Annotated in this window: 15 protein-coding genes; 11 read left to right on the top strand and 4 right to left on the bottom strand. The window is 38.1% G+C overall.

What is annotated here, in order from left to right; genetic code table 11:
* Positions 1–339 precede the first annotated feature (339 nt).
* Positions 340–819 carry an Mpo1 family 2-hydroxy fatty acid dioxygenase gene (locus QWY93_RS01120; protein WP_290246358.1) on the bottom strand — a complete coding sequence of 160 codons (480 nt, stop codon included), beginning with the start codon at positions 817–819 and terminating at the stop codon, positions 340–342.
* Positions 820–1713: 894 nt separating this feature from the next.
* Here QWY93_RS01120 and QWY93_RS01115 point away from each other — a divergent pair.
* The 7 genes from QWY93_RS01115 to QWY93_RS01085 all read left to right on the top strand — a co-directional run bounded on the left by QWY93_RS01115 (position 1714) and on the right by QWY93_RS01085 (position 7267).
* Positions 1714–2880 carry an HlyD family secretion protein gene (locus QWY93_RS01115; RefSeq protein WP_290246357.1) on the top strand — a complete coding sequence of 389 codons (1167 nt, stop codon included), beginning with the start codon at positions 1714–1716 and terminating at the stop codon, positions 2878–2880.
* Between the two features lie 24 nt (positions 2881–2904).
* A complete protein-coding gene (locus QWY93_RS01110) occupies positions 2905–5058 on the top strand; it encodes a peptidase domain-containing ABC transporter (protein WP_290246356.1) in 2154 nt (717 codons plus the stop codon).
* An 88-nt stretch (positions 5059–5146) separates the two neighbouring features.
* On the top strand, positions 5147–5482 hold the full coding sequence (locus QWY93_RS01105) for an HTH domain-containing protein (RefSeq protein WP_290246355.1): 336 nt from the start codon (positions 5147–5149) through the stop codon (positions 5480–5482).
* 98 nt (positions 5483–5580) lie between these two features.
* Positions 5581–5742 (top strand): hypothetical protein, encoded by a 162-nt coding sequence (locus QWY93_RS01100; RefSeq protein ID WP_290246354.1) that lies wholly within the window; start codon positions 5581–5583, stop codon positions 5740–5742.
* A gap of 50 nt (positions 5743–5792) precedes the next feature.
* Positions 5793–6374: a CPBP family glutamic-type intramembrane protease gene (locus QWY93_RS01095; RefSeq protein WP_290246353.1), complete on the top strand. Its 582-nt coding sequence runs from the start codon at positions 5793–5795 to the stop codon at positions 6372–6374.
* Between the two features lie 136 nt (positions 6375–6510).
* Positions 6511–7029, top strand: coding sequence for a hypothetical protein (locus QWY93_RS01090; protein ID WP_290246352.1), 519 nt, complete (start codon positions 6511–6513; stop codon positions 7027–7029).
* Positions 7030–7078: 49 nt separating this feature from the next.
* Positions 7079–7267: a hypothetical protein gene (locus QWY93_RS01085; protein WP_290246351.1), complete on the top strand. Its 189-nt coding sequence runs from the start codon at positions 7079–7081 to the stop codon at positions 7265–7267.
* 1342 nt (positions 7268–8609) lie between these two features.
* Here QWY93_RS01085 and istB read toward each other — a convergent pair.
* Together istB and istA are read right to left on the bottom strand one after the other, a co-directional pair.
* Positions 8610–9332: an IS21-like element helper ATPase IstB gene (gene istB / locus QWY93_RS01080; protein WP_290246350.1), complete on the bottom strand. Its 723-nt coding sequence runs from the start codon at positions 9330–9332 to the stop codon at positions 8610–8612.
* Positions 9333–9350: 18 nt separating this feature from the next.
* A complete protein-coding gene (gene istA / locus QWY93_RS01075) occupies positions 9351–10928 on the bottom strand; it encodes an IS21 family transposase (protein WP_290246349.1) in 1578 nt (525 codons plus the stop codon).
* A 322-nt stretch (positions 10929–11250) separates the two neighbouring features.
* Between istA and QWY93_RS19630 the strand changes: the two genes are divergently transcribed.
* From QWY93_RS19630 to QWY93_RS01060, 4 genes are all read left to right on the top strand, one after another.
* The gene (locus QWY93_RS19630) at positions 11251–11529 is read left to right on the top strand and encodes a CPBP family glutamic-type intramembrane protease (RefSeq protein WP_353959605.1); all 279 of its coding nucleotides are present in this window, start codon (positions 11251–11253) and stop codon (positions 11527–11529) included.
* 39 nt (positions 11530–11568) lie between these two features.
* Complete coding sequence (locus QWY93_RS01070) at positions 11569–11955, top strand: hypothetical protein (RefSeq protein WP_290246348.1); 387 nt, start codon at positions 11569–11571, stop codon at positions 11953–11955.
* A gap of 638 nt (positions 11956–12593) precedes the next feature.
* The gene (gene nhaC, locus QWY93_RS01065; RefSeq protein ID WP_290246347.1) at positions 12594–14075 is read left to right on the top strand and encodes a Na+/H+ antiporter NhaC; all 1482 of its coding nucleotides are present in this window, start codon (positions 12594–12596) and stop codon (positions 14073–14075) included.
* Complete coding sequence (locus QWY93_RS01060) at positions 14072–14683, top strand: 3'-5' exonuclease (protein WP_290246346.1); 612 nt, start codon at positions 14072–14074, stop codon at positions 14681–14683. The genes nhaC and QWY93_RS01060 overlap by 4 nt, the downstream gene beginning before the upstream one ends.
* On the opposite strand, the gene QWY93_RS01055 is transcribed toward QWY93_RS01060, so the two are convergent.
* The gene (locus QWY93_RS01055; protein WP_290246345.1) at positions 14667–15263 is read right to left on the bottom strand and encodes an IMPACT family protein; all 597 of its coding nucleotides are present in this window, start codon (positions 15261–15263) and stop codon (positions 14667–14669) included. The two genes, QWY93_RS01060 and QWY93_RS01055, sit on opposite strands and share 17 nt — an antisense overlap.
* Positions 15264–15356 lie beyond the last annotated feature (93 nt).

Here is a 15356-nt window from a genome sequence, read left to right as displayed (position 1 = left end):
AATTATATTTAAGTTCGCTGGCCCCTTACCCGCATGCTATACCGCAATTATTATTAGGCCAAGACCGCTCTGGAAAGTAAATAGTATTGGTTGTGGAGTATCCTTTGGTATCAAGTCTTAAGATTTTAGTGACTGGAAAGAATTTTTTTACAAAAGCTTCCTTAGGAAAATCACTTTTTTAAATTCGCATTTTCCTTTCGACTTTTAGCTTTGGATATTCGAAGACCTGTCTGTCATATAGGTTCATCATTACTCCGGTTCGACAAATAAATTGGCTTTAGGAAAGTTTTTTAGTAGTTGTTATGAATTGTTTTGATATGTAAGATCAAAACAAAGGTGTTAATAAGCAAAACCGAATCTTTTGTAAATAAAATGCATCAACCAGGCGGGGCCGATAAGTAGGAACCGGACATCCTTGAAAAAAGAGGGTTTTTTGCCTTCAATTTTGTGACCATAAAACTGTAGGACCCATCCTATAAAAAATAGGACCAGACAAATGCTCCATAAGGGAACGGGGCTAATAATCCGGATCAAGTTGGCCAAGGCCAGGCAGGAAGCGGAAAACAGAAACATGCCCAGGGCTAATGGAGGGGACAGGGAGTAATAATAAAATAAAACAACGGTCAGGGAAAAGGTGGCCCAATTGGCAAAGGGGCCCAGGTAATCCTCCAAAAAGTCCAGCGGTCCGATAGGAATACAAAATATTATGCCCACGATGCTAAAAAAGATTAGGGGCACACAAACCCAATGGATCATTTTATTGGTGGGATTTTGGTGGCTAAGGCCGTATTCACTCAATAATTGTTTGATTTTTCTCATGGCCAAGGAGTTTGTTAAGACTTCAATGCCTGGTTCAACCTTATTAATTTAACAATTCTATTGGGAAAATTTACTTACATGGGGTGAAATGTTGAATTTGGTTTTTTTGGGAAATTATTATTTTTTGTGATTTGTGCTCATAAAATAGGATTAGGTGATCGAATGGTAGAAGGGTGAAGGTCACCGGTAGACATTAATCCTACACACAACCCTTGGTTACCTTGAGGGGAAAGCTAGCCCGCATAAAGTAATTGGTATAAGTTTTTAATGGATCTACCGTAGTCAAGGGAAGTAGTGGCTTCAGGCCTTATCTCAGTATAGCTTAATGACTTTTGTGAACCCTTTAAATAACCCCTAATAAATAAGTGATGGGTTAAAAGTTAAGTAAAGTTTTGACTGAAATAAGATGGGGCTGAAGTTAATTCACTTATGGATTTGGAACCACACTTATTAAAAGAATAGGTAAGGAAAGTTTTTTTTTAAGAAAGGTTCATTCAGGAGGGAGTTTCAGACTAAATAATGACTTCCCCAATGGAAATAATTTCAATTCAATAAATCACCCAACGTGTCAGATGGGGGAGCATTACTTAGGTCGCTGCTTATGATTTGGCAAATATTAGTTTCTATTTTAAATAAGGATTTTTATTTGGTATTTCTTACTTGATGTTTGCGACAAAAATTTATAAATATCCAATATTTGAGCCTTGAAGGGTAATAAGTGCATTATACAGGTTTTTGTTACGTGGATTTTGTGTTTTAAATTCAGGTATTTGTTTTTTATTGTTTTTATTATATTTAAAATTGGTAAAGTTATTTATTTGTTGTCGGTTACTCTTTTATTTTTAGTTTTTCTTTTTTAATATAAGGTAATGGTTTTTTAATTCAATTTTTTTTATGAAAACAATTTTTCCAGCTTCCATTGTCCATCAAACTACGGAGTATTATCAAAGTAAAATAACTGTCTGCTCCAAAATTATTTATTTGAGTCTACTGGCAGGGATTATTTTGGTCATTATAAGTCTACCCTTTATTAAAGTTGATGTTTCGGTACAATCAAGGGGGACATTCCAATCCGCATTAGGAAGAAATAATGTTTATGCCCCTGTTTCGGGAAGGCTTGTCTCTTTTAATCTGGGAGAAAACCGATCGGTCAAAAAGGGGGATGTACTTGCTGAAATAGAAACTAACCAAGTTGAATTGGAAATTGAAGGGTTAAAAACAAGAAGCCGGACATTAAGTGGATTTGTAAAAGATTTGGAAAAATTGATTCTCTTGACACCGTCAAAAGTTAAGGATCTTAAACCCATTGATTTTTACTCAAATTATTATCAAGCCTCATTTTTGGAGTATTACTCTGAAGTTAAAAACTATTTATCGATTCTTAAAAAAGAAAAACGGGATTTTAATCGGGCAGAGATATTATATGAAAGCGAAATTATTCCATTTATAGAATTTGATGAGGTAAGGGTCAATTACAGTAAAGCCCAATCAAATTTGGATATTTTTCATAAAAGGAAGATAGCAAGTTGGGAGAACGAACTTCTTAACTACCAAGAAGAAAGAAGGGAGTTGGTTAATCAGATAAGACAATTAGAGGAGAGACTTCATAAATATAAAATTTTGGCTGGCGTGGATGGGGATATAATGAACCTCAAGAATATCAAGGAAGGTGATTTTGTCTTTACGAATCAAAAAATTGCAGAGATTTCTCCTGATTCAGCTTTAATGGCGGTTGTTCATGTTTCTCCAGCTGATATTGCTTTTATAAAGCCTGGGCAAAAGGTGTTGTTTCAGGTGGATGCTTATAATTATAACCAATGGGGCTTGGTGGAAGGGCAGGTGAGTGAGATTTCGAAGGACCTCAATATGGTTTCTGAAAGAGAGGTTGCTTTTACGGTAATATGCACTGTCCCAGAGCCCAAGTTAAATCTGGAAAGTGGTATTGAAGGTGAGATAAAGCGGGGAATGACTTTAAACAGCAGGTTTATTATCGCCAAAAGAAGTTTGTTTCAACTTTTATATGATAAGGTGGATGATTGGCTGAACCCAACGACCCAGTGATTTTTTACCAAAGTACTTTTTATCATGAATATCAAAATAAAACAAAGGGATATTACAGACTGTGGGGCCACCTGTTTGGCATCTGTCGCAAACTATTATAAGCTCCAGCTTCCAGTGTCCAAAATCAGGCAGATGGCTTCTACAGATCAAAAGGGAACCAATATACTTGGTTTGATCGAGGCAAGTACAAAGATGGGATTCTCAGCCAAAGGTGTGAAGGGGAAATTTGAAGCATTGTTTGAAATTCCCAAACCAAGTATCGCCCACGTAATAGTCAATAAGGTGCTGCATCATTTTGTGGTGATTTATAAAATTACTCCAAAAATCGTGGAGGTGATGGATCCGGCTGATGGTAAAATGCACCAGTTGCCCCATGGGAGGTTTAAAGAAATATGGACGGGTGTTTTGGTACTGTTAATGCCAAATGAAGAATTTAAGGCCGTTAATGAAAAGGTCAGTACTTGGCGTCGGTTTTGGTTTTTGGTTCGTCCGCATCAAAGTGTAATGACCCAGGCACTGGTTGGAGCTGTTTTGTACACCGTATTGGGGCTGTCCACTTCTATATATGTGCAGAAGATTGTGGATCATGTTTTTGTAGGAAGGAATACCAACCTCTTGAATTTGCTTTCGGTGGTGATGGTGGTATTACTTTGTTTGCAGTTGGTGATAGGGGTGTTTAAAACAACTTTTATCATCAAAGTAGGTCAGAAGATTGATGCCAAGCTGATTTTGGGTTATTATAAACACCTGTTGACACTGCCCCAGCGGTTTTTTGATACCATGCGTGTGGGAGAAATTATTTCCAGGATCACCGATGCGGTGAAGATCAGGGCTTTTATCAATGACGTATCCATCAATCTGATCGTCAATGTATTTATTGTTGTTTTCTCCTTTGCCCTGATGTTTACTTTTTACTGGAAGCTGGCCTTGATTATGGTTGCAGTTATTCCATTGTATATGTTCATTTATTTCTCAACCAACTACCTAAACAAAAGGGTAGAAAGAACCTTGATGGAAAAGAGTGCGGATCTGGAATCCCAGTTGGTAGAGTCCATCACAGCGGCAGGCACTATCAAACGATTTGGAGCTGAAGACCATGCCAATATCAAGACAGAGACGCGTTTTGTGTCTTTATTAGGGACGGTTTATAAGTCCAGTATGAATGATGTATTTGCCAATACCTCATCGGAAACCGTATCCCGGGGATTTACCATTGTTCTCTTGTGGGTAGGGGCAGGGTATGTATTAAAAAATGAAATTACTCCCGGGGAGTTGATGTCTTTTTATGCATTGTTAGGTTACCTGACCGGCCCTGTGGCTAGCTTGATAGGGATGAATAAGACCATTCAGAATGCCTTGATTGCTGCGGACAGGCTGTTTGAAATCATGGACCTTGAAGTAGAGACTACCGTGGAGACATTTTCTATGGAGAAGAAAGCCTTGGGGGATATAGTTTTTAAGGATGTGGCCTTCAGGTACGGAAGCAGAAAGAATGTCTTTGAGCAACTAAACCTGGCTATTCCGCAAGGAAAAGTATCCGGGATTATTGGGGAAAGTGGATCAGGCAAAAGTACCCTGGTGTCTTTGTTACAAAACTTGTACCCATTGAAATCCGGGCATATTTATTTGGGGGAATATGATATACAATACATTTCAAATGACAGTTTGAGGCAAATTGTTTCCGTGGTACCTCAAAATATTGATCTTTTTGCAGGTAATGTGCTGGAGAATATTGCTCTTGGAGATTACCAACCGGATATGCGGAAAGTGATGGGTATTTGTAACCAATTGGGAATGATGGATTTTATTGAAGAATTGCCCAATGGATTTGGGACTTATCTGGGTGAAAATGGTGCAACTTTATCAGGTGGTCAAAAACAGCGGATAGCCATAGCCAGGGCACTGTACCGGGAACCTGAGGTATTGATTCTGGATGAAGCCACAGCATCCCTTGATCCTGAATCCGAACAATTTGTTCAAAAGACAATCCGAGTATTAGTGGACCAGGGAAAGACTATCATTTTTATTACCCACAGGCTGGCAGCAGTGCAGGATTTTGACAAGCTATTGGTTCTAGACAAGGGGCAATTAATAGAAGAGGGAACTCACCAAGAATTGATTTCCATGGAAGGGAAATATCACCAGATGTTAAAGAAGCAGATGCTGATGATGAATTAAGATTCAAAAAAGTAGGTGTCTATCATCTGGAATATTAATGGAGTGACAATTTTAGCTAAATAATTTTTGACTTTAAATCCAACCCATTATGAACTTTATAAGACAAATTGAAAGGATGCAAATCTTAAATAAGCTAATCAAAGAACAAAGGACAGGGACGCCCAATGAGTTGGCCGAAAGGCTGGGTGTAAGTAGAAGGCAGCTTTATACCTACATAGATTACCTGAAAGATTTAGGATTGGATGTTTGGTTTTCCAGAAAGCAGAACAGTTTTGTGTACAATGATGATGAAGAAATCCAACTCGATTTGAAAATTAGGGTTCTTGGAAAAACTGACGTTTCGAAAATTAATGGAGGAAAAATTTTAAAAGATTTTCTCCCGTGCTTTTTTTATGCACGGACAGAAAATAAATTAGTTATATGATCGGAACTATTCTATATGCTAGCTAAATAGAATTTCTTTCCGAGATTGGGAGATTCCTAAGCCCGGTAAAGGTTGGGAGAATTTAAATTGTTTGAATTATGGAGAGTTTAAGAGATTTAAATTTTGAGGAGATGAGGGAAGTGGAAGGGGGAAGATTCTTTAGAACGATAAAGACTATTTGGGATGCATTGGCAATTCAAGATGCAATAAATGAATTTAGGGATGGTTGGAATTCTCATGAATGTGATTGTAAAATGTAGTATTTAATAAGTATAAAGGAGGAAACTCCTTTATGCTTTATTCTTAACTTATGCTTAAACTAAAATATCCCGAATTGATTATAGTGCTTATTCTCAATTTAACAGTTGTAAAACTTGTTGGTATTTTTGATATAAGCAAATATTTTTCATCTCCAGGTGACATTCGGGATATTAAGGAATATTTTTTTCCTTTTCTGGTTTTTACAGCGGGAATAGTTCCTTTGATTGAAGAGTATTGCTTTAGATCTTGGATTAATGAGGGGAAATGGAAAATCGTATTGGCTATTGCCTTGACATTTGGATATTTGTTAATGGGTGATTATCATATACAATTTGAAATTATTTGGATAATAATTTTTATTATTCATGTCTATTTAATCAATTTTAAGGTTTTTACAGATTGGATTAATTCTATTATTCATGGGGTATTGTTTGGGACAACTCATTTGGTGAACTTTTCTACAGAAGAAATATTTGACTCATTTGTTTTATTGCCAATTCTTATTTTCCCTCAAATTATGTTGGGAATAATTTTATACTATATAAAAATAAAAATTAATTTTATAAGTTGTGTTTTATATCATGTTTTTTATAATTCTATATTAATAACTTATGCATACTTATTTGATTAATAGATCCTTTAGGTTGTTTTTTCAATTGTTTTCTCTTCAATCAAAGTGTACAGCTACCTCTTTTTGGGTAAAATTACGTTATTTTATTGGATATATTTTGATAAATTTCACCTTAATTTTTTTTGCAATTAGTTTGATGTATATTTCTGGTTTAGGTTTACTAGAATCCAAAGTAAGAAATTTTGAGGATATTAAAAATATGCTCCCTTTTGTTTTTATTCTAGGAAGTAGTATTATTCCATTAATTGAAGAAACTGTTCACAGACTCTATATATCTTGTCCTAATAAGGTAGTATTAAGCATTGTTTTTCTTTTTTTATATTTTATTATGTTAGGAGATTATACATTTTATCGAATTTTTGTATTTTTTGCATATTTTATATTTATATTGGTAATTGTTAAAATTCCTTTATTTCAAGTGAAAACAATTTTTATTTTTACTGGATCATCCTTCTTCTTTGCTGTTTTTCATATTTTTAAATATTTAGAGGGTTTTGAAGGTAACATGATTCATTTAATGGTTGGGATTGTTCCTCAGTTTTTAACTGGCTTAGTTTTATGTTATGTTCATTTGAAGTTAGGTTTTGGATGGGGGGTTGTTCACCATGGAATGGTTAACTTAATCTTGGTATTATTTATATATATGTTGATTTAATAGAGATTCCGGCCTCTTTAATTGCCGGTGGTGATAAATATAAACAATTATGAAAAGATCAAATGAACTATTGGAGGATTTATCAATTAAAGAAATGAGGGTAACAACTGGAGGAGAAGGAGTTTTCTTTGAATTGGGGCAGCGAGCGCACAAAGCTTGGTGTTCTTTTCGAGATCTCGTGTTGTCTCAGGAACCTGAGAATATTTTAGGTCCTACAGGTAATAGGTACCCTATGTAATAAAGGTAAAGAGGTTGAAAAGTAATTTCAACCTCTTTTTTGACTGTTTTTTATTACATTCCAAAAAAATAGGGGTTCGTACTTTACCCCAAAACGGTAATTTTCAATTTTCTTAATAATATCAATTAAAACCATCAAAAACTGGTCAACTGGTTTGGGGTAGACTGGGTTAGATTTAAATTAATTGGGAAGAGGGACTTAAGACATTAGCTGTATTTAATTCTGAAAAGATTTTTAAGTAGGGAAAAATGAGAATGGAAAAAATTAATAGATGGTTTGTTTTGAATCAGATTAGTGCTTTGTTATCCTTTTGAAGTGATAAAAAAATGAAAAAGAAAGTCAAAAGTATTTTGATGTTGCTGTTATTGTTATTGGTGATTTATCTTACTGTTCAATTCCTTAAAAATTTAGATGATTTTAAAGCTGGATTAAATGGAAATCCCCCGATTGAAAATAGAGATTAGGTTTTAAAGTTTCAATTTTTCCTAAATCAAATTCCAGGGAAGGAAATGTGGTTTTGGGTTAAATTAATGGAACGGACAATTGCAAATTGCCGGAAATTACTGGTTGAAGTTTAAAACTTCTACCAGTCTGGTAGTTAGATGGTGAGCAGTTCCTATATCGCTAAAGCGAAAAACCTCGAAAATTGGTTTTTATTCCAATAATTGAAAAACAATAAAACCATGTCTGTAATTAATCGAAAAAATATTATTAAGAATTTCATTATTGTTATAACAACAGCTTTGCTTGTCGTCTTATTTCAAATGGATTTGGATAATGTGTTTAATTGGATCAAAAACCTGTTTTAAAAAAAAATAAAATTATAAACAGTTAAATTAGGAGTGAGTTCTTGTTAGGGTAATTTCACTTATATTAAGTATAAATTTTATTTTAAATAACCTCTTGTTTAGTATGTTTTTATCGTGTTGTTTTTTTTTAATTTATGTATGCAGAGCAAAAAAAACTAATGATTTTTTTAAAATATCCAAAATTGGATCGAAGTGAAGTCTCTTGGAAATAACTGAAATACCTTTTTATATTAAATTTCTTTTTTTCATTAATTTTTTTTAGTAATGGTTGAATTATTGAATTTAGATGTTGATGACGGTGGAGATGTTTATTTATAAAAATTAATTAAGAATAATAAAATTATTTTTTTAATTGCAGGAGGGATTGTGGTTCCATTAATTGAGGAGTTCCTTTTTAGGTATTGGATAGTTATAAGAAAGAATTATTTTTTATGGTTATCCCTGGATATTCCGGATGATATTGACCCCTGTTCCGGGCATATTGACCCCTCTTTAGGAGAGGTTTGGTTTAATAATCAGATGGCCTGACAATTTTACATTTTTTTTCTGAGACTTTCCCCTTTCAGCTCGATTCTGTAGGAGACGTGTACCAACCGGTCAAGAATGGCATCTGCGATGGTCGGCTCACCTATGACATCGTACCAGCTTGAGACAGGGAGCTGACTTGCAATAATAGTGGATTTTTTACCGTGCCTGTCTTCGATAAGCTCCATAAGATCGATCTGTTGCTGTTTATCCAGGTTTGTCAGGCCGAAGTCATCGAGGATGAGCAGGTCCGTTTTTGCCAGTTTATCAAAGAACCTGATGGCAGTGCCGTCCAGTCTGACCATCTTGATTTTGATCATGAGCTTTTGGGTGTTGAAGTAAGCGACCTTTTTCCCATGCACACAGGCCTGGTGGCCAAGGGCCGAGGCCAGGTAACTTTTTCCACAGCCGGTAGCCCCCGTGACAAGTACAGCATCCCCATTGGTTATATATTCCCCGGTTGCCAGGGTTGCCAGGAGCATATCATCCAGGCCCCTGGTTTTGTCCAGGGAGAGTTCTTCCAGTGAAGCTTTGTAACGGAACCCTGCGTTGGATTCCAGTCTTTTAAACCTCCTGTTGTCTCTTTCCTGTTCTTCTGCCTGTAACATAAGCTCAAGTCCTTCGGCAAGGGAGAGGCTTTGGTTTTTACGGGTCTCCTGTAGCGTTGTCCATGTTTGGTGCATGCCGTGGAGCCTGAGTTTGATAAGTTGTGTTTCGATCGGATTGGGCATAGTTGTTTAAAGTTTAAGTTATTGATATTGGTCATAATATGTTTTTCCCCTGACATTCCCGTGTTCAGGAAGTTCCCTGGCAGACGGCTCCGCTGTAGCTTCTGTCATATTGTTTTCCAGCATGTTCTTGATAAAGGTATAGGAGTATACTTTGTACTCCATGGCTGTATTGCAGGCTTTCTCCAGTCGCTCCTTATCCACCTTCCTGCCCAGGGCGAGCAGCCCGTCACAGGTCCTGTAAAGCTGTTCGGGGATCTTGCCCTGTTTAAACAGCAGGGAGATGTACCTGGACAAGACCTTTGAGTGTTGGGCGGCTTTGCTGCGGTAATATTCAGGACTTCTGTCCCTATAATGCTGGTGCTGGGAACACAGGTGTTCTTTGAGCGTGGAATAACTCCCTTGATTGAAGCCTCTGCTGTGTATGGCCACCCGTTCCCCTTTATGGAACACATAGAGCATACTCCGTGTATAGATCACCTTTACCCTTTGGCCTATCAGTGTATAGGGGACACTGAAATAGTGGTTGTCCCGGGCCAGATAGATGTGGTTGTTTTTGGCAACGGTCAGCCGGGCATAGTGTCTCAGCTCGAAGCGTTCCCCGGGGAGTTTCCCCAACAGGCCCTTCTCATCGGCGAGAAACTTCTCTTCCCTGCAGTAGGGCTTTTGCTGCATCCGGGTCTGGTTATGGGCTTTTACCTTTTGGCCAATGGCCCTGTTTAAACTGTGTATATCGAAGAACTGCATATTCCTGAGCCTGGCATATACCCGGGAGTAAAGGACCTTTACCTGGTTCTCTACCAATGCCTTGTCCTGCGGCTTCCTCGCCCTGGCAGGCACTACAGCCGTGCCGTAGTGGTTGGCAAAATCCTCAAGGGCCTGGTTGATACTTGGCTCATACTTGTCGGCTTTGTTCACTGCGGCTTTCAGGTTATCGGGGACCAACAGCTGTGGCACACCCCCCAACTGCTCCATACAACGGCTTAGGGCATATAGGAAGTCCGGGATGGTCTGGGAGGCCACGGCCATGGCAAAGGCATAATCCGAATAGGGAAGGCAGGCCACAAACAGCTGGCACCGGACCTCTTCTCCGGTTTCCCTGTCTATGTAGGCGATGGGCTTGCCTGCAAAGTCTATATACAGCTTCTCTGCAGGCTTATGCTCAAGTACCATGGATGGCTTTGCCCGGGCAAGATCCTGTTGGTTGAGGTGGTGGCAAAACTGGCTACGGCCGTATCCATCGGGATAGGACTGCCTGTACTCTTCCCATAAAAGAGTTTTGGTCACCCCTTTGCGCTGGAGCTCTTTTTGATAATAAGCAAGGTTGGAGATAAAGTGTTCGTACCGGGGATCTTTGTAAGAAGGGTCCCCTGAAAGGAACTGTTTCTCAATCTCAGGTACCTCCATGGACAGGAGCTTCTCCGTCGTAAGCCCTGTTTTCTTATTGTTTTCCAACAGCTTGTCCAGCTTAAAAAGATAGCTCTTGACTGTGTTTTTGCTCATCTCCAGCATGCGGGCTATGGTTTTGATGCCCTTGCCCTGCTGCCGTAAAATAATCATCTGCTTGATCTGACTCATCGGTTTTGGTTTACCTGCCATCGGATTATACTTAGCGGTTTCGAAAATGTCCGCTAAAAAACCAAAACCATTCCATAGAGGGGTCAACTTGCTCCGGAATTTAAGCCTCAAAGGGGTCAGCTTGCTCCGGATTTAGCTCAATTTTTTCTTCAGGGGGTCAACATCCGCCGGAATGACAGGCGATTCTGGCCCTTAAAGCCACTTTGGTACCTGAATAATTGCCTAATTCGGAGGGGTCAGTTTACTCCGGATTATCCAATCCCTATTGTGTTTGTTGTTTTTGTTTACTTTTGGGAATGATGAGATTGTAAAAATTACATTGTATGTTACCTATTTGATTTTCATGTTAGCTGTTTTTATCAGGGGTAAAAGAACACCTTCTAGTTCAAAATTCGCTGTTTTCGGATCAGCTTCATTTTTTGCCCCTGTACATGTTTTTAATTATGAAATAAATGAAATTGGTTATCCGGATTCTTTTAAATTATTAATAGCCATTATTCCTCAATTTATAGGAGGTTTAATTTTAGGATACATAAGAATTAAGTTTGGAATATTGTATTCCTTTTTGTTCCATTCATCTTGGAATTTTTTTGTATTATTAGTGGTGGTTTTGTCCATTTAATTATAAAAATATTCTATTCGTTTTTAATGTAAAAAAAATATGAATAATTTTGTGACCTATATAGAAAATAATTTTTCCCATTTTAAATTAATATCTCTATTTTTATTAGGGTATGTTTTGGTAAGTCATTATCGGCCTTTTCAAAATGAATTGGGATTCTTTGATTTTGGACTTGCTGATTCTGGCGCTGGATTAGTTTCATTGGTTTTTGTCTATTTTCTTCTTACCCCACTTAATACAACTCAAGAAAAAGCTAATGAAAATGCATTTTTGGTATTGTTTATTTATCTGTCTCAAGAGCTGTTTTGCTATTTTTTTCCAGGTTTGATAGGTTCATTTGATTTTAAGGATATGTTGTATTATTGTTTAGGTTTTATCCTTGTATATTGCTTTGATATGAAGAGTAGGGGTAACATTGCCCATTAATTTTAAGGATCGGAGTCCACATTTTTGCCTATTGGAATAAAAAAAGTAAATTAAAAATCATAATTATTGTGTTGTCAGTGCTGTTTATTATAGTGGTGATTTATTTTACTTTTAAGTTTCTGAAAAATCGAGATGATTTTAAAGCGGGGCTTAAAGGGAAAACTCCGATTGAAAAGAGAGAATAGGTGATGTAATTGTAATAATGGGGTGAAATAATCGATCGTGAAATTTCAAATTGGGAGAAATTAAAGGGGCCGTCTCAAAAGTTTTTCCCACAATTGATAATGAAATTTTATTCTGACCTTCGAATAATCGTGTTTTGATAATAGGGGCTCCGCATGCTTTATCAGTACAAATCATCTAATCCCTATCCCCATTGCTATCGGGACGGTTCTTGAAACACTATCAACCATCCATTAAATACGGAAATTTCTTTGGAGAATATATTGTGTTTTTGACTTAAAAGACAAATTGGGCAGGGAATCCAAATTCCGATGGGCATTTGATACCGCATAAAAGCTAGGTTTAGGCTATCTTTTTAATATTCAACTACTTTCCCTACCCAGAAATCGAAAAATCAATAAAACGATTATTTTTCTTAAATTTAAATTTTAGAAATTGACCTCAAAGTTAAATAAATGAGCAATAAGCATCGAAAACCTCAATTGGTTGAGGCTTTAATTCCTATCCTGTTTCTTATCATTTTGCTGGTGATTAATATCAGGGTTTTTGGTGCTGATGGCCTCTCGGGCTCCAACCAATTGGTATTGATCCTTTCTGCAACCCTGGCAGGGCTGATGTCATTTTTCAGGCTGGGAATTTCCTGGAATGATCTGCAATCGGGAATTGTAAAAAGTATCGGGGCTGCCATGCCTTCTATCTTGATTTTGCTATTGATAGGATCCCTTGCCGGGACCTGGCTGTTGAGCGGCATTGTTCCTGCGATGATATATTATGGACTTCAAATCCTCAATCCGGGAATTTTCCTAATAGCTGCCTGTGTGGTCAGCGGAATAGTTTCTGTAGCCACCGGATCCAGTTGGACCACTGTAGCTACCGTAGGTGTTGCTTTATTGGGAATAGGAAAAGCTTTGGGCTTTGATGAAGGAATAATTGCTGGGGCCATTATTTCCGGTGCTTATTTTGGGGATAAAATGTCGCCTCTATCCGACACCACCAACTTGGCACCGGCCATGGCGGAAACCAATCTATTTACCCATATCCGCCATATGACCAAGACCACAGTTCCCTCCATCACTTTGGCACTGATTCTTTTTGGAATAGTGGGATATAATTATGAAGCCCAGGGATCAGTGGGACAGGTGAAAGAGATTTCCCAGGTAATAGTGGAACATTTTGAGGTCAATGGATGGTTATTTATTGTTCCCGTGGTAGTATTAGGCATGATTGTCAAAAAGGTTCCGGCTTTGCCAGCATTGTTGGCAGGTGCCCTCTTGGGGGCGGTGTTTGCAGTGGTCTTCCAACCAGAGGTCATTCGGTTTATTGCGGGGGAAGAAGGGAGAAGTTACCTTTACCAGGCCTTTAAGGCGAGTATGATGTCCTTGTATGGGAATATCAGCATAGAAACCAGCAATGGAATGGTCAATGAGCTCCTTTCCACCGGAGGAATGGCTGGGATGTTGCCTACCATTTGGTTGATTATCTGCGCCATGATATTTGGAGGAATCATGGAGGAGAGCGGTATGTTGTTGGTTATTGCTGAAGCAGTGATTAAAAAAGTACATTCTTTAGGGTCATTAATTGCCTCTACGGCGGCGACTTGTGTGTTTTTTAACCTAACGACCTCCGACCAGTATTTGGCAATCCTGGTGCCGGGAAGGATGTATGTAGATATTTATAAAAAACGTGGATTAAAAGGGGAAAACCTGAGCAGGACCTTGGAAGATAGTGCCACGGTGACTTCCGTGTTGGTGCCCTGGAATACCTGTGGGGCAACTCAGGCTTCCGTATTGGGAGTTGCGACATTGACTTATGCCCCTTATTGTTTTTTTAATATCATCAGTCCTTTTATGACTGTTTTATATGGATACCTAAAGCTGGGTATCAATTATTATTCTGAAGAAGAAATGAAAGAAATACAAAAAGAGTTAGCGGTATGATTCCTTATAAGATCAGTAAAAGTGAGGTGAACGAACTGCCTATTGGGGCATTTGAGGGGGAGATAATATTAATAGATGACCCAAAAATGATTCCGGAAGCAGTGGAATATCTATATGCCCACCGCTTGATTGGTTTTGATACCGAAACCAGGCCTTCTTTTAAGAAAGGAGTGAAGCATGAGGTGTCACTTTTGCAATTATCTACTGAAGAAAAAGCTTTTTTGTTCCGGTTAAACCTTATAGGCTTTCCTGATGAAATCCGGGAAATTCTTGAGGATCCCCAAATTGTCAAAATAGGTGCTGCCGTTAGGGATGATATCAAAGATTTGAGAAGATTGGATTCCCGGTTTAAGCAGGCCAGCTTTTTCGATTTGAATGAAGAATTGAAAAAGGTAGGCTTCCATAATGTGGGGGTCAGAAATCTAAGTGCCATGGTGCTAAACATTCGGATTTCTAAGTCCGAACAGGTTTCCAATTGGGAAGCCGAGGAATTGACGGCCAAACAACAATTATATGCCGCTACAGATGCCTGGGCCTGTTTGGTAGTTTTCCAGGAACTGTACCAAAAAGGCTATTTAGATGATTTGTTGGCTAATCGGAAAGTTTGACAGAGGGAATGTCTTTCAATCTTTCTAACACCTCATCAAGTAATGCTTCCCTCACAGAAAGACTCATCAAGCAGGTATTGTCAAAATCCTGCTTTTTTATTTTAAGGTCCTTTTCCTTGATCAGGCGCATGACATCATTCATATCGAGGTAATCAAAACGAAATCGAACAGTCTTGGTAATTACATCCTCAATAATCTGATTGGCTGCAATGGCTTCCGCAGCTGCCGTTTTATAGGCACTGATCAAGCCACCTACGCCCAATTTAGTACCACCAAAATAACGGACAACCACAATTAATGCATTGGTCAGGTTGTTGGAGCGAAGCTGGCCAAGAATAGGGTCTCCTGCAGAATGATTGGGTTCTCCATCATCATTGGCCCTGAAGGTATCCTGGTCTTTGCCAAGGATATAAGCATAACAATGGTGCCTTGCATCATGGAATTTTTTTCGAAGCCCATCCAGCTTTTCCTTGATTTCCTCTTCATCACTTACCGGAAAAGCAAATGCCAGGAATTTGCTCCCCTTTTCCTTGTAAAGCCCCTCAGAATCCTCCGCCAATGTCAAAAATGTATCTTCCATCCGTCTCTTTTTCTGCTATTATCCAATTTTAAAGTTCAAAACTAAGCTTGATAGTGAAATAAAAAAAGTGAATCGGGATTCGGGATATTTTGA

This window comes from Echinicola jeungdonensis (genome assembly GCF_030409905.1).
GTDB lineage: Bacteria > Bacteroidota > Bacteroidia > Cytophagales > Cyclobacteriaceae > Echinicola > Echinicola jeungdonensis.
Note: the sequence above shows the minus strand (reverse complement) of the source record. Positions and strands in the feature narration are given on the sequence as shown.

Excerpts from the sequence above, each read along its gene's own strand:
- QWY93_RS01120 (WP_290246358.1), bottom strand. The coding sequence starts at position 819 with ATGAGAAAAATCAAACAATTATTGAGTGAATACGGCCTTAGCCACCAA.
- QWY93_RS01115 (WP_290246357.1), top strand. The coding sequence starts at position 1,714 with ATGAAAACAATTTTTCCAGCTTCCATTGTCCATCAAACTACGGAGTAT.
- QWY93_RS01110 (WP_290246356.1), top strand. The coding sequence starts at position 2,905 with ATGAATATCAAAATAAAACAAAGGGATATTACAGACTGTGGGGCCACC.
- QWY93_RS01105 (WP_290246355.1), top strand. The coding sequence starts at position 5,147 with ATGAACTTTATAAGACAAATTGAAAGGATGCAAATCTTAAATAAGCTA.
- QWY93_RS01100 (WP_290246354.1), top strand. The coding sequence starts at position 5,581 with ATGGAGAGTTTAAGAGATTTAAATTTTGAGGAGATGAGGGAAGTGGAA.
- QWY93_RS01095 (WP_290246353.1), top strand. The coding sequence starts at position 5,793 with ATGCTTAAACTAAAATATCCCGAATTGATTATAGTGCTTATTCTCAAT.
- QWY93_RS01090 (WP_290246352.1), top strand. The coding sequence starts at position 6,511 with ATGTATATTTCTGGTTTAGGTTTACTAGAATCCAAAGTAAGAAATTTT.
- QWY93_RS01085 (WP_290246351.1), top strand. The coding sequence starts at position 7,079 with ATGAAAAGATCAAATGAACTATTGGAGGATTTATCAATTAAAGAAATG.
- istB (WP_290246350.1), bottom strand. The coding sequence starts at position 9,332 with ATGCCCAATCCGATCGAAACACAACTTATCAAACTCAGGCTCCACGGC.
- istA (WP_290246349.1), bottom strand. The coding sequence starts at position 10,928 with ATGGCAGGTAAACCAAAACCGATGAGTCAGATCAAGCAGATGATTATT.
- QWY93_RS19630 (WP_353959605.1), top strand. The coding sequence starts at position 11,251 with ATGTTAGCTGTTTTTATCAGGGGTAAAAGAACACCTTCTAGTTCAAAA.
- QWY93_RS01070 (WP_290246348.1), top strand. The coding sequence starts at position 11,569 with ATGAATAATTTTGTGACCTATATAGAAAATAATTTTTCCCATTTTAAA.
- nhaC (WP_290246347.1), top strand. The coding sequence starts at position 12,594 with ATGAGCAATAAGCATCGAAAACCTCAATTGGTTGAGGCTTTAATTCCT.
- QWY93_RS01060 (WP_290246346.1), top strand. The coding sequence starts at position 14,072 with ATGATTCCTTATAAGATCAGTAAAAGTGAGGTGAACGAACTGCCTATT.
- QWY93_RS01055 (WP_290246345.1), bottom strand. The coding sequence starts at position 15,263 with ATGGAAGATACATTTTTGACATTGGCGGAGGATTCTGAGGGGCTTTAC.